The 13887-nt window shown below is 49.7% G+C and carries 9 protein-coding genes, 1 tRNA gene, 2 rRNA genes and 1 pseudogene; 8 read left to right on the plus strand and 5 right to left on the minus strand.

Translation table 11 applies throughout. The features are described from left to right. The 3 genes from rrf (E6C74_RS13240) to rrf (E6C74_RS13250) all read left to right on the plus strand — a co-directional run. Window positions 1-94, plus strand: a 5S ribosomal RNA gene (gene rrf, locus E6C74_RS13240); the annotation flags it as partial. Window positions 95-190: 96 nt separating this feature from the next. Beyond that, a tRNA-Thr gene (locus E6C74_RS13245) sits at window positions 191-266 on the plus strand. Between the two features lie 34 nt (window positions 267-300). Next, window positions 301-416: ribosomal RNA gene (gene rrf / locus E6C74_RS13250) — 5S ribosomal RNA — on the plus strand. 168 nt (window positions 417-584) lie between these two features. Here the strand turns inward: rrf (E6C74_RS13250) and E6C74_RS13255 are convergent. The 5 genes and pseudogenes from E6C74_RS13255 to leuA form a co-directional block, all read right to left on the minus strand. Then, window positions 585-1374, minus strand: a pseudogene (locus E6C74_RS13255) (DUF547 domain-containing protein). 151 nt (window positions 1375-1525) lie between these two features. Beyond that, complete coding sequence (leuD, locus tag E6C74_RS13260) at window positions 1526-2128, minus strand: 3-isopropylmalate dehydratase small subunit (protein WP_136485969.1); 603 nt, start codon at window positions 2126-2128, stop codon at window positions 1526-1528. 18 nt (window positions 2129-2146) lie between these two features. Beyond that, window positions 2147-3553 (minus strand): 3-isopropylmalate dehydratase large subunit, encoded by a 1407-nt coding sequence (gene leuC, locus E6C74_RS13265; protein WP_136485971.1) that lies wholly within the window; start codon window positions 3551-3553, stop codon window positions 2147-2149. Window positions 3554-3627: 74 nt separating this feature from the next. Next, the gene (gene leuB, locus E6C74_RS13270; RefSeq protein WP_136485973.1) at window positions 3628-4719 is read right to left on the minus strand and encodes a 3-isopropylmalate dehydrogenase; all 1092 of its coding nucleotides are present in this window, start codon (window positions 4717-4719) and stop codon (window positions 3628-3630) included. A gap of 60 nt (window positions 4720-4779) precedes the next feature. Then, window positions 4780-6330, minus strand: a complete 1551-nt coding sequence (gene leuA, locus E6C74_RS13275) for a 2-isopropylmalate synthase (RefSeq protein ID WP_136485975.1) — start codon at window positions 6328-6330, stop codon at window positions 4780-4782. Between the two features lie 534 nt (window positions 6331-6864). Between leuA and E6C74_RS13285 the strand changes: the two genes are divergently transcribed. The 5 genes from E6C74_RS13285 (at window position 6865) to E6C74_RS13305 (ending at window position 13886) form a co-directional block, all read left to right on the plus strand. Further along, the gene (locus E6C74_RS13285; RefSeq protein ID WP_136485977.1) at window positions 6865-7398 is read left to right on the plus strand and encodes a phosphatase PAP2 family protein; all 534 of its coding nucleotides are present in this window, start codon (window positions 6865-6867) and stop codon (window positions 7396-7398) included. Beyond that, window positions 7395-8441: an MJ1255/VC2487 family glycosyltransferase gene (locus tag E6C74_RS13290; protein ID WP_136485979.1), complete on the plus strand. Its 1047-nt coding sequence runs from the start codon at window positions 7395-7397 to the stop codon at window positions 8439-8441. Before E6C74_RS13285 ends, E6C74_RS13290 begins: the two co-directional genes overlap by 4 nt. A 360-nt stretch (window positions 8442-8801) precedes the next feature. Beyond that, window positions 8802-9758 carry a transcriptional regulator LeuO gene (leuO, locus tag E6C74_RS13295; RefSeq protein WP_136485981.1) on the plus strand — a complete coding sequence of 319 codons (957 nt, stop codon included), beginning with the start codon at window positions 8802-8804 and terminating at the stop codon, window positions 9756-9758. A 175-nt stretch (window positions 9759-9933) separates the two neighbouring features. Next, the gene (locus E6C74_RS13300; protein WP_136485983.1) at window positions 9934-11742 is read left to right on the plus strand and encodes a long-chain fatty acid--CoA ligase; all 1809 of its coding nucleotides are present in this window, start codon (window positions 9934-9936) and stop codon (window positions 11740-11742) included. Between the two features lie 422 nt (window positions 11743-12164). Beyond that, complete coding sequence (locus E6C74_RS13305; RefSeq protein ID WP_136485985.1) at window positions 12165-13886, plus strand: acetolactate synthase 3 large subunit; 1722 nt, start codon at window positions 12165-12167, stop codon at window positions 13884-13886. Window position 13887 lies beyond the last annotated feature (1 nt).

Below are 13887 nucleotides of genomic sequence, written 5' to 3' on the forward strand. Positions count from 1 at the left end.
ACCCACCTGACTCCATTCCGAACTCAGAAGTGAAACGAAACAGCGTCGATGGTAGTGTGGGGCCTCCCCATGTGAGAGTAGAACATCGCCAGGCTTTAACTTCTTGTTTTCAGCTTTTTCAGAAAAGCTGAAGGCAAAGCAGAGACTTGTTTTAAACAGGTTTCTCGTCCTCAGTGACAAGATTTAGTGTGCTGATATGGCTCAGTCGGTAGAGCGCATCCTTGGTAAGGATGAGGTCCCCAGTTCGATTCTGGGTATCAGCACCATTTATTCGACACGCGTAAGCGGTCAAAAAATTTGTTTGGCGACCATAGCACTTTGGACCCACCTGATTCCATTCCGAACTCAGAAGTGAAACGAAGTAGCGCCGATGGTAGTGTGGGGTTTCCCCATGTGAGAGTAGGACATCGCCAGGCTTGATTTCAAAACCCTGACCACAAGGTCGGGGTTTTCTCGTTTTAAGCTTCCAGAATCCTAGTTCCTAGAGTGACAACTTGTCCCTTCCTTCTCTCTGTTTTTATCAATAATTGTTCTCACATGGGTGTGGCTTAGTATGCCCCTATGCGACATATTTTCTAGACCCTCTATATTCCCGCTCCCGCCTCATTTAATGCCCAGTTGTACTGATAGCGGATATTGCCCCGAAAACCGGACAGGTCTGCACGATAGGTAGCCAGGTGCTGTATGAGCTGCTGACGGGAGCCAAAATCGACCTGATACCAGTCATAAATACTGGAGAGAACCAGCTTTTCGTCTTGCATGTGCGCGCCTTTTTCACTATTGATAAACTCTTGTGCGGCACTATCGAGCAACTGATCGAGATTATCAGCAGTAAAGGCTTGAGGCTGCAGATTGGGGCAGCCCAGGCTGGCGCAGTTGAGTGCATAGTGAGTTCTTGGTTCGAGCCAGATCGGGCGCAGTATACGGTGCTCTATGTCATTCAGGGTTAACGTTTGACCGGCAATCGTGAGCACTTTGTCATCCCAGGGCCCAAAGCTGAACAGGCCGCCTAATTGGGTAATGGAGTCGAGTGGGATAGTGTTGCAGGATGAGTTGTACCGTTTGTGCATTATAGAGATTTATCCAATAGGCATATTGCTCTGAACGGTTAAGCGTCCTTGGGTCGATAGCCGCCAGAGAAGAAAGGTAACGACTGAGTTTGTGCTGATCTGTCTGGCTGACGGCGGCGTAGTTAAACAAGGTATATTCGCCATTGCGGGAGAGATAGCGATCAAGTAGTTGTTGCCAGGCGTCATGAGCTATTTTTTGCCGGTTTTCTTGGTTACTGGCCGCCCAAAAAAGCCACAAATCAGCTTTTGGTGCAGCGAATACGCTGACAGGCAAGCAGAGTAATAAACTCAGTAGGTATTTCATCGGCTTAACTTTCCTTACTGTTGCTGAGCTGATGTCATTCAGACCGGATAAGGTGACAATTGCTTATAGAAGTTAATACTAGCCGCTAAAATACGTCAGGTACAAAAAGGGCTGCAGTATGCAGCCCTTGTACAGAATCTCAATCGCGCCGTTATTTCAGAAACGCCGGGATTTTTGCTTCATATTCGGCGATCTTCGCTTCATGCTGAAGCGTCAGGCCGATGTTGTCTAACCCGTTGAGCAGACAGTGACGACGGAACTCATCGATTTCAAATGAGTAGCTTTTGCCATTCGCAGAAACTGTCATGCTTTCCAGATCAACCGTGATGTGTGCACCTTCGTTAGCTTCAACGTAAGTGAACAGTTCATCCACTTCCTGCTCGGTCAGGCGTACCGGAACCATCTGGTTGTTGATTGAGTTACCGTAGAAAATGTCCGCAAAGCTTGGGGCGATCATGACACGGATACCATAATCAGCCAGTGCCCAGGGAGCGTGCTCACGAGATGAACCACAACCGAAGTTCTCGCGCGCCAGCAGAATACTGGCGCCCTGATAACGGGCTTTGTTCATCACAAATTCCGGATTGGCCTGCTGACCGGCATCATCCAGGAAGCGCCAGTCGTGGAACAGGTGCTTACCAAAACCGATGCGGTTTACTTTCTGCAGAAACTGTTTCGGGATGATGGCATCTGTATCGACGTTTGCTGCGTCCAGAGGAACCACTAAGCCTGTATGTTGTTGAAAACCTGCCATTGTTTATGTCCTCTGTCCTTAGTTAATTTCGCGGATATCGACGAAGTGGCCAGCGATCGCGGCGGCTGCTGCCATTGCCGGGCTGACCAGATGGGTACGACCATCACGGCCCTGACGGCCTTCAAAGTTACGGTTGGAGGTCGATGCACAACGCTCCCCAGGACCTAAGCGGTCATTGTTCATCGCCAGACACATTGAGCAACCCGGCAGGCGCCATTCAAAACCGGCTTCGATAAAGATCTTATCCAGACCTTCAGCTTCCGCCTGAGCTTTCACCTGTTCAGAGCCAGGGACGATCAGAGCCTGCACGTGAGAGGCGACTTTCTTGCCTTTGGCAACTGCCGCTGCTGCACGCATATCTTCGATACGTGAGTTAGTACAGGAACCGACGAAGACTTTATCAACCGGGTAGTCAGACAGCATTTTGCCTGCTTCCAGACCCATGTAAGCCAGTGCTTTTTCTGCTGAAGCGCGTTCTACCGGATCGGCAAATGAAGCCGGAGCCGGAATCGGTTGATCAACCGCGATCACCTGGCCCGGGTTGGTTCCCCAGGTAACCTGCGGTTTGATGTCAGCACCGTTCAGAGTTACGACAGCATCGAACTGCGCGTCTTCGTCCGTTTTAAAGGTTTTCCAGTACTCGACGGCCGCATCCCAGTCAGCACCGCTTGGTGCAAACTTACGACCTTTGATGTAGTTGAATGTGGTCTCATCTGGTGCGATCAAGCCAGCTTTTGCGCCTAACTCAATAGCCATGTTACACACGGTCATACGGCCTTCCATCGATAGATCACGGATAGCTTCGCCGCAGAATTCAACCACATAGCCGGTACCGCCAGCCGCCGTGGTTTCACCAATGATAGCCAGTACGATATCTTTCGCGGTAATGCCCTCGGCAACTTTGCCTTTGACTTCAATTTTCATTGTCTTGGCGCGCGCTTGTTTCAGCGTCTGGGTCGCCAGAACATGTTCAACTTCGGACGTACCGATACCGAATGCCAGTGAACCGAACGCACCGTGAGTCGCAGTATGTGAGTCACCACATACGATCGTCATGCCCGGCAGGGTAATACCCAGCTCAGGTCCCATAACGTGTACTATGCCCTGGTATTTGTGGTTGAGGTCATACAGGGTGACGCCAAACTCTTCACAGTTCTTAGACAGGGTTTCCATCTGAATACGGGCCATTTCGCCGGACGCATTGATGTCTTTGGTGGTGGTCGATACGTTGTGGTCCATGGTCGCGAAGGTCTTACCGACCTGACGCACTTGGCGTCCTTTTTCGCGCAGGCCGTCAAATGCCTGTGGCGAGGTCACTTCGTGGACCAGGTGGCGGTCGATATACAGAATCGGGTTTTCACCCTGCGCCGCAACGACAACGTGCGCATCGTAAACTTTTTCGTATAAGGTTTTTGCTTGGGACATTGCTACTTCCTTGAGCTCAAGAGAGCCAGAGTGGAGCCGGTTTAAACCGGCTCTTTTAGTTATGCTTGAGACGATTATGCGTTCAGAATGTATCCGGCAATCACATCACCCATTTCGCTGGTCGACAGCGCTGGTTTGTCACCAGCCAGATCTCCGGTCAGCTGGCCTGCAGACAGCGCCTTGCTGACGGCTGTCTCGATGTCCTGCGCCGCATTCTCTTCGCCCAGACTGTAACGCAGCATCAGTGCCGCAGACAGGATCTGCGCGACCGGGTTGGCGATGTTCTTACCTGCGATATCCGGCGCACTGCCGCCCGCAGGCTCAAACAGGCCAAACTGGCTCTCGTTCATGCTGGCAGATGGCAGCATCCCCATGGAACCTGTGATCATTGCACATTCGTCAGAGATGATGTCACCGAAGATGTTAGAGCACAGCATGACATCGAACTGAGATGGATCTTTGATCAGCTGCATGGTCGCGTTGTCGATGTACATGTGCGACAGTTCAACGTCCGGGTAATCCTTGGCGATTTCAGTCACCACTTCGCGCCACAAAATGGAACTTTGCAGTACGTTGGCTTTATCGATTGAGCAGACTTTCTTACGACGCAGGCGCGCAGACTCAAACGCAATCTTGGCAATACGTTCAATCTCGTAACGGTGGTAGACCTCGGTATCAAACGCTTTTTCATTTGCGCCTTCACCTTCACGGCCTTTTGGCTGACCAAAATAGATACCACCGGTCAGCTCGCGGACCACCACAATATCAAAACCACGCTCAGAAATATCAGCACGTAAAGGAGAAAAGGCTTCCAGACCTTTATGGATCTGCGCAGGGCGCAGGTTACAGAACAACTGGAAATGCTTACGCAGTGGCAGCAGGGCGCCACGCTCTGGCTGATCGTTTGGTGGCAGGTGTTCCCACTTAGGGCCACCGACAGAACCGAACAGCACGGCATCAGACTCTTCACAAGCCTGCAGAGTGCTTTCTGGCAGCGGACAACCGTGATTGTCGATGGCGATACCGCCAATGTCATGTTCTTCACGCACGAAAGTTAACTGGTGTTTCTTTTCTACTGCATCCAGCACCTTGTGTGCCTGCTGCATTACTTCTGGGCCGATGCCGTCACCTGGAAGTACGGCAATCTTGTAAGTTTTGTCTGTCATGCGAGTCCTTTACGTATCTGATATTTTTCGTTCAAAGTTGTGTTTGCGATAGTGGCGGTCTTAAACCGTCGCTATTTTCTTTTTCTGTTTAATTTCGGCAATCTGGTCAGCACGGTGAATGCTGTTAATCACGTGCAGTAGTGCCTGGCCGGATGCTTCTACGATATCGGTTGAGATGCCGGTACCGTGATATTTACGGCCTTTGTAATTAGCGATGATATCCGCCTGACCTAAGCCGTCTTCACCTTCGCCTTTAGCGGTCAGATCAAACTTGTCCAGTACGATATCGTAACCGGTGATGCGGTAGATACATTGGTATAGCGCATCTACCGGGCCGTTACCGACTGCGGCTTCGCATTTCTCTTCGTCACCGCATTGCAGTTTGATGGATGTTGTCGCCATCACACTACCGGACTGGACACTCAGGTAGTTCAGCTTGTAGAAATCATCTTCTTCGCGCAGATTCGAGAAGTGCATCAGCGCTTCCAGATCGTAGTCAAATACCTGGCCTTTACGGTCAGCCAGTTTCAGGAAGTCGGCGTATAAAGCATCCAGATTGTACTCAGCCTCGTTGTAACCCATGCTATCCATGTGACTCTTGACTGCAGCACGGCCGCTGCGGCTGGTCAGGTTCAGAGCTTGGTTTTTCAGGCCAATCGACTCCGGTGTCATGATTTCGTAGGTATTCTTATTTTTCAGCATACCGTCCTGGTGGATACCGGAAGAGTGACTGAAGGCATTGGCACCGACGATGGCTTTGTTACTTTGAATCGGCATGTTACACAGCTGGCTGACCAGTTTACTGGTACGGCTGATTTCTTCATGCTTGAAGCCGGTTTTTACGCCCATCAGTTCGCCACGCGTTTTGATGATCATAGCCACTTCTTCCAGCGCGGTATTACCGGCGCGTTCACCGATACCGTTGATAGTCCCTTCTACCTGACGTGCACCAGCTTGAACAGCTGCAATTGAGTTGGCAACCGATAAGCCTAAGTCATCGTGACAATGAACGGAGATAACCGCTTTATCGATGTTTGGTACGCGGTTAAACAGCTGCTCAATAATACCACCGAATTCGCTTGGCAGGGTGTAACCCACGGTATCCGGGATGTTAATTGTGGTCGCGCCCGCATTAATCGCCGCTTCCACCATACGGCACAGATTATCGATAGGAGTGCGGCCAGCATCTTCACATGAGAACTCGACATCATCGGTGTAGTTACGCGCATGTTTAACGGCATTTACTGCCATTTCTACCACATCATCGTAAGTGCGGCGTAATTTGTCTTGAACGTGGATGGTGGAAGTCGCCAGGAAGGTGTGGATTCGGAAAGCTTCAGCGACTTTCAGTGCTTCTGCTGCGACATCGATATCTTTTGCAACGGCACGGGAAAGGGCACAAACACGACTGTTTTTGATGTTTTTAGCGATGGTTTGCACCGATTCAAAATCACCAGGTGATGAAACCGGAAAGCCCGCTTCGATCACGTCAACACCCAGGCGTTCCAGTGCGAATGCGATTTGCAGCTTCTCCTTTACAGTTAGGCTGGCAGATAATGCTTGTTCACCATCGCGCAACGTTGTGTCGAATATAATCACCTGATCGTTCATGTTTGCTTCCTCTTTCCGAGAGTTAATCGTTTACTTCCTGAATTTAATTATAAAAAAACCCGCATTGGATGCGGGTTTCTGTAAATCTGTTGTGGTGTTTTTCTGCCACAGACTACCCGCGCGATGGAATCACGATAAGGAGCAGGCTGAGGAGTAGAGAAAAGCGCATTGTCATTACAAGCTGACCACCAAAATTAAGATAACAGATTAGTACCGCACTCACTTGAGCACGTCAACCATAAGTTGATTTTTTATTCGCGGTCTGGAGTTTTAAATTGCAATCGAATCTACAGTTAGCATTATATGCTATTGCTCGTATCGTAATCCCACTCTAAATACAGAGTTGCCGAAGTTTTCTCTTTTTGTCTTTTGTTCTGTTTTATAGCAATAAGGTGCTTATCTGGCGTTAAGCGCGTGCATGAACTTGTGCCTGCTGACTTTGTCATTCATTTACAAACAAAGCATCACCGATTTGTCATCTGCTGCTCTTATCTTTGGCCTAGATAGGGTATCTCAACAGGGAGAAGAGTGCTTATGCGTACCATCGAACCTATCGCTAAGCTTGACTTGGCCTTTTCAATACTGTGTTTACAACACAAATTCAATCATCCGATCGCCCGGGTGAGCAGGGCCGTATCCCATACTGGCGACGGCCACTTGTACGTTTTGTTTGGGGTATTGGCGTGGGCGTTGGATGGGCACAACGGACATCTTTTTTTGTATGCTGGTCTGCTGGCGTTTGCGTTTGAGTTACCGGTGTACTGGGGGTTAAAAAACAGCTTTCAGCGCCGTCGACCGGCAGAATTATCACCTCATCTGACCGCGTTTATTACTCCGTCTGATCGCTACAGCCTGCCATCCGGTCACACCGCAGCAGCGTTTGTAATGGCAACCCTGATTGGCCATTTCTATCCTGAGATTTATGCACTGGCCTTGTTATGGGCGGCATTGATTGGCAGTGCACGTATTTTGCTCGGGGTACATTTTTTAAGTGATGTACTGATTGGTGCCTGTCTGGGCATCGGCAGCGCGACTCTGTCGCTGTTATTGCTGGAGAGCTTCCTGTGAAGATCCTTTACGGTGTGCAAGGCACGGGCAACGGGCATATTACCCGTGCTCGCGCGATGTGTGAGGCATTTGCCCTGCGCGGTGCGCAAATTGACTTTTTGTTTTCCGGCCGGGCACAGAGACAATATTTCTCGATGGAGTGTTTTGGGGATTACCAGACCCGGCGTGGAATGACGTTTGCCACCGATAAGGGGCGGGTGAATTATTGTAAAACCGCACTCAATAACAGTCCGCTGCAACTGCTGCGCGAAATTAAGCAGTTGGATCTCTCTGCTTATGATCTGGTGCTGAACGACTTTGAACCGGTGTCCGCCTGGGCGGCAAAGCAGCAAAAGGTTCCTTGCATCGGCATTAGCCATCAGAACGCTTTTCGTTACTCGGTGCCCCTGAAAGGCGCGAGCTGGCTTGATAAAGTGATCATGCGCCGTTTCGCTCCGGCCGATCACCACCTTGGCCTGCACTGGTATCATTTTGAACAGCCGATTCTGCCGCCTATTGTGCACACTTCACTGCAACCGAGCAGCTGTCAGGATTACATTCTGGTCTATCTGCCGTTTGAAAACGTCGAAGAGGTGTGTGAGCTGCTGTTCCGTTTTGCTAATCACCAGTTTGTGTTTTATCACCCCAATATTGTTGAAGATGAGGTGATCGAGAACGTTGAGTTGCGCTCGCTTTGTCACAGTCGCTTTCAACAACATTTGCATCATTGTGCCGGTGTGATGGCCAATGGTGGTTTCGAGCTTCCGTCAGAGGCGATGTCGCTGGGTAAGAAACTTTTACTCAAGCCGCTGAATGGTCAGTTTGAACAGCAAAGTAATGTCGCGACATTAGATATTCTTGGCTTGGCGTCAGTGATGGATTTTCTCGATCCTTCCGCAGTGAGCCGCTGGCTGGATGAAAAACAGGCAGAGAAAGTGGTGTACCCTAATGTGGCGAATGCGATCGTTGATTGGGTGCTGAAAGGCCACTGGAATGATCACTCTGAGCTATGCAACAGTTTATGGCAGCAGGTCGATTTTCCGAGCTATGTCTCAATAAATTGATTGCTCTCATGATTGGATTTTATGCTTCTATTAACCCGCTAAATGATGGTTAACGATAAAACTTTTATTTATTAATCCAGTCAATGAGTGTGGTTATGTCATTGATGTCGATTTTTACATTTTTTTATAAAAAGCCAATGTATTGAATTGCATTGGCTTTTTTTGTGTTCGGGTAAAAAATACTGACTTTTTATCAATCGTATTGCCAATCGATTAGGGAATGTTGATATTAGATTTCCCGATGGATGTATCCGGTAGATAAATACCACCAATAATGGCTATTCACTTGCCCCTCCGGACATCAATAAGTCGTCGAATGTTTCGCGACTGTGAGCAGACAACTACGAAGAGGCGTACCAAATGCTAGATAGAAAAGATACGATGAGCGCCATAGCCAGCTATCGAATGGAAAGTACATTACGTGGTGTAGACCTCAATTTGCTGACGGTGTTTGATGCTGTCATGCAAGAGCAGAATATTACCCGAGCCGCACACAACCTGGGCATGTCTCAACCGGCGGTGAGTAACGCCGTTGCCCGTCTGAAAGTGATGTTTAATGATGAGCTGTTTATGCGTCAGGGACGTGGTATCCAGCCAACCCAGCGTGCGCGTCAGTTGTTTGCTCCTATCCGTCAGGCTCTGCAATTAATTCGCAATGAACTGCCAAGTGCGGTGTTTGCCCCTGAATCTTCAACCCGTCTGTTTAAACTGGCGATTTGCAGTCCGTGTGATATTCGTTTCGCACCGCAAATCATGACCGGAATTCACCAGCAGGCTCCGAATGTTCAGCTGCATTTAGATGCGGAATTTGATCGTCAACTGGCTGAGCGTATGCGTTATCAGGAGATCGATTTCGTTATCGATTACGCTCACTTTGATGAGCAGGGCTTCTCCAGTACAGAAATCTTCCAGGATGAGCTGGTGGTCGTCACTTCAAAACACCATCCGCGTATTCAGGGGGCTGTGAGCCGTGAAGAGTTGGCACGCGAGCAGCACGCGAAGCTGTCCAAAGTCCATGGCCAGCGCAGTTTTTCTGAGCAGGCTTATCGTGAGCTCGATTGTCAGCCAAGCTACGAAGGCACCGGTCTGAGCAATGTACTGTATGTGGTTGGCCAGTCTGAGCTGGTGACCATTGCTCCACGCTGGATGGTAGAAAATGCCGCCAACAAGCAAGAGCTGCAAATGCTGGAGTTTCCGTTTGATCACGGCCGTATCAGTGGTTACCTGAGCTGGCATGAATCGAGTGAAAAAGACAAAGGACACATTTGGTTACGAGATCAGTTAATGATGATTTGTGGTAACGTGGTCGCCGGATAACCTGCCACTCAAGCCAGAAATGACCTCAGATTGAAGTGATTCAGTCTGAGGTTTTTTTATCTCTGTAGCACACCACGATTACTGATAACTTTGATATCCATCGTTGTCTTTTACTCCGCGAAAGGTAGACTTGCGCGCGAAATAGCTTACAGGTGTAAGCCAAAGGTAAATAGAGATGACGAAGTTGACTTTTCATATCGTTAAACGCATCCGGGAGCAGGTGGCTACCGGCAATAATCGAATCGCACTGCAACATAAAGTTGGCGGGCAATGGCAAGGTATCAGCTGGACGCAGTTCGGCCGGCAAATGGACGAACTGTCACTGGCACTACTGAGTTTTGGCCTTGATGTGCAGGACAAAATCGGCATCTTTGCCAATAACAGCCCGCGCTGGACGATGGCTGATTTTGCCGCGTTACAGATTCGGGCGGTATCAGTGCCTATCTACCCGACCAATACCCTCGAGCAGGCGGCTTTCATTGTCCAGGATGCGCAGGTAAAAGTTCTGTTTGTCGGTGAGCAGGCACAATATGACGCGGCGCGCCAGTTACTGGCACTGTGTCCGTCTTTGCAGCTTATCGTGGTGATGAGTGATGAGGTTGCAGTCCGCGATGAGCCGCAGGTTATTCACTGGCAGCAGTTTGTTGCTTCAGCTCAGCCCGAACAGCAATCACAGCTATCTGAGCGTCTGCTGCAGGCCAACGACGATGATCTGTTTACCCTGATTTATACCTCCGGCACGACTGGCAGACCGAAAGGGGTGATGCTGGACTATCGTAATGTGGCGGCACAGCTTAGTGGTCATGATCAGCGTCTGACCCTGACAGAGCAAGATGTATCACTCTGTTTCCTGCCTTTATCACATGTGTTTGAACGGGCCTGGACCTGTTTTGTGCTTTATAAGGGAGCGACTAACTGTTATCTGCAGGATGTCGCAGAAGTGCGTGATGCCCTGACCCAGGTGCGGCCGACAGTGATGTGTGCAGTGCCGCGTTTCTACGAGAAAATTTTCTCAGCCATTCACGACAAAGTCGCCAGCGCACCCTGGCATAAAAAGTGGCTGTTTACCTGGGCGGTCAACATGGGCGCCAAAATGGCCCAAAGCCGGGCGAGGCAGGTTAAGCCAGCCTGGCTATTGAGTCAGGCTTATCGGCTGGCCGACCGCCTGGTGCTGACTAAGCTGCGCGAGCTGCTTGGTGGCAGAGTGCGCTTTATGCCGTGCGGTGGGGCCAAACTCGATGCCACCATTGGCCGTTTTTTTCATGCGGTGGGGATCAACATTAAACTGGGCTACGGCATGACAGAAACCACGGCAACGGTCTCGTGCTGGGATGATGATACGTTTCATCCGGACTCGATCGGTACCATGATGCCGGGTGCCGAGGTGAAAATTGGTGCCAATAACGAAATCCTGGTTCGTGGTCCTATGGTGATGCGCGGTTACTACAACATGCCGCAAGAAACAGCGAGTGCCTTTGATGAGCAAGGATTCCTCAAGACCGGTGATGCGGGTTATCTGGATGCAGAAGGTAACCTGTTTATTACCGATCGGATTAAGGAGCTGATGAAAACATCAGGGGGTAAATACATAGCGCCGCAGATGATTGAAGGCACGCTGGGTAAGGATCATTTTATTGAGCAGATCGCGGTGATCGCGGATACGCGTAAATTCGTGTCGGCGCTGATCGTTCCCTGTTTTGATACTTTGGAACTCTATGCCAAACAGCTGAACATTAAGTATCAGGATCGCCTTGATCTCATCAAGCACAGTCAGATCATTGAGTTGTTTGAGCAGCGTATCAACGATCTTCAGCATGGGCTGGCAAAATTTGAGCAGGTCAAAAAATTCAAATTGCTTCCCAAAACCTTTTCGATGCATGACGGAGAATTAACCCCGACGCAAAAACTGCGCAGAAAGGTGATTCATGACCGTTATCAGGATGAAATCGAAGAAATGTATCAGGATAAACCTGATCGCCGTTAAGACGATTAGGCTCTGATTTTACCTTCAATCCCCGCTGCCACTGGTGTGCGGGGATTTTGCTATTGGCAGACTGTGCTGGTGGTCTGATAGGTATTTTGTGTGGTTTTAATCCGGCTGCAGCAAAATATTCCACTTTTTTTTATGTGTATGGTTGCGTTACTGGCTGAATATGTAACCTGGGTTAGAATTGAACACTTGAGATTGCACTATTTGCCATATCTTGTCAGAAATGCGTGTTTTGGCCGGTTAGACCTGATGGAAATAAAGCGTTAAAGTTGTTGCGTTACCTTAGTGCTTGTTATGACAAGTACGGGACATAGCCGAAAGCGGAAAGTTTTCGAATTAGGCTACGAATAAGCCCTAACTATGTATAACCCATCCCGTTTACTGACCTGGTAACTGGTGTTGGGTAAGGAGAAAATATGGCAATGTTATCCGGCGCAGAGATGGTGGTTCAGTCTCTGATCGAAGAAGGTGTAGAGCAAATCTTTGGCTACCCAGGTGGCTCCGTTCTCGATATCTACGACGCCCTGCACGAAAAAACTGACAGCATCAAACACGTTCTGGTTCGGCATGAACAGGCTGCTACGCATATGGCCGATGGTTATGCGCGTGCAACCGGTAAACCGGGTGTGGTTCTGGTCTGCTCTGGTCCGGGTGCGACCAATACCGTGACCGGTATTGCGACCGCATACATGGACTCTATCCCAATGATCGTAATTTCCGGCAACGTGGCGACCAATCTGATTGGTAATGACGCGTTCCAGGAGTGTGATATTGTCGGCGTCTCCCGTCCGATCGTGAAACACAGCTTCCTGGTGAAAAAAGCCGAAGACATTCCTGAGACGATCAAAAAAGCATTTTACATTGCATCCACCGGACGTCCCGGCCCTGTGGTTATCGACGTGCCAAAAGATGTGATGAATCCGCAGATCAAATTGCCTTATCAGTACCCTGAAAGCGTTAAAATGCGCTCTTACAACCCGACCACTTCCGGGCATAAAGGTCAGATCAAGAAAGCACTCAAAGCGCTGTTAGAAGCGAAAAAGCCGGTGCTGTACATTGGTGGCGGCGCGGTAATTTCCGAAGCGCACGAACAGGTGATCAAACTGGCGGAAGAGCTTAACCTGCCTGTGGTCAGTACCCTGATGGGGCTGGGCGCGTTTCCGGGTACCCACAAGAATTCTCTCGGTATGTTGGGCATGCACGGTGTGTATGAAGCCAACATGGCGATGCACAATGCCGATTTGATTTTCGGGGTCGGCGTGCGTTTTGATGATCGCACCACCAACAATCTGGAAAAATACTGTCCGGATGCCAAGATCATGCACATCGATATCGATCCATCCTCGATCTCGAAAAACGTCAAAGTTGATCTGCCGATTGTCGGCTCGGCTGACCAGGTGCTGGAGACCATGCTTAAGCTGCTGGCCGAGCAGCCAGAGCGTAATGACAGCGAAGCGCTGGCAGCGTGGTGGAGTGAGATCGAAGTCTGGCGTTCACGTCAGTGCCTGGCGTATGAAACCAATCCGGAGCGCATCAAACCACAGCAAGTGATTGAAACGCTGCACAAACTGACCAATGGTGATGCGTATGTAGCATCGGATGTGGGTCAGCACCAGATGTTTGCAGCCTTATACTACCCGTTCAATAAACCACGTCGCTGGATAAACTCCGGTGGTCTCGGTACGATGGGCTTTGGCCTGCCGGCTGGGATTGGGGTCAAGTTCGCCATGCCGGAAGAAGAAGTGGTGGTGGTGACGGGTGACGGCAGTATCCAGATGAATATTCAGGAACTGTCTACTGCGCTGCAGTACGATATTCCGGTCAAAATCATTAACCTTAACAACCGCTTCCTGGGTATGGTCAAGCAGTGGCAGGACATTATCTACCAGGGGCGTCACTCAAACTCATACATGAGTTCTGTGCCGGACTTTGCGGCAATCGCAGAAGCTTACGGCCATGTTGGTATTCGAATCTCCACTCCGGATGAACTGGAGGCGGGGCTGAAAAAAGCGCTGGATATGAAAGATCGTCTGGTGTTTGTCGATATCAACGTGGATGAAACGGAGCACGTCTACCCAATGCAAATCAAAGGCGAGGGGATGGACAAAATGTGGTTAAGCAAAACGGAGCGAACTTAAG

The organism is Vibrio sp. H11, from assembly GCF_004804295.1.
Taxonomy (GTDB): Bacteria; Pseudomonadota; Gammaproteobacteria; order Enterobacterales; family Vibrionaceae; genus Vibrio; species Vibrio ostreae.

Excerpts from the sequence above, each read along its gene's own strand:
- leuD (WP_136485969.1), bottom strand. The coding sequence starts at position 2,128 with ATGGCAGGTTTTCAACAACATACAGGCTTAGTGGTTCCTCTGGACGCA.
- leuC (WP_136485971.1), bottom strand. The coding sequence starts at position 3,553 with ATGTCCCAAGCAAAAACCTTATACGAAAAAGTTTACGATGCGCACGTT.
- leuB (WP_136485973.1), bottom strand. The coding sequence starts at position 4,719 with ATGACAGACAAAACTTACAAGATTGCCGTACTTCCAGGTGACGGCATC.
- leuA (WP_136485975.1), bottom strand. The coding sequence starts at position 6,330 with ATGAACGATCAGGTGATTATATTCGACACAACGTTGCGCGATGGTGAA.
- E6C74_RS13285 (WP_136485977.1), top strand. The coding sequence starts at position 6,865 with ATGCGTACCATCGAACCTATCGCTAAGCTTGACTTGGCCTTTTCAATA.
- leuO (WP_136485981.1), top strand. The coding sequence starts at position 8,802 with ATGCTAGATAGAAAAGATACGATGAGCGCCATAGCCAGCTATCGAATG.
- E6C74_RS13300 (WP_136485983.1), top strand. The coding sequence starts at position 9,934 with ATGACGAAGTTGACTTTTCATATCGTTAAACGCATCCGGGAGCAGGTG.
- E6C74_RS13305 (WP_136485985.1), top strand. The coding sequence starts at position 12,165 with ATGGCAATGTTATCCGGCGCAGAGATGGTGGTTCAGTCTCTGATCGAA.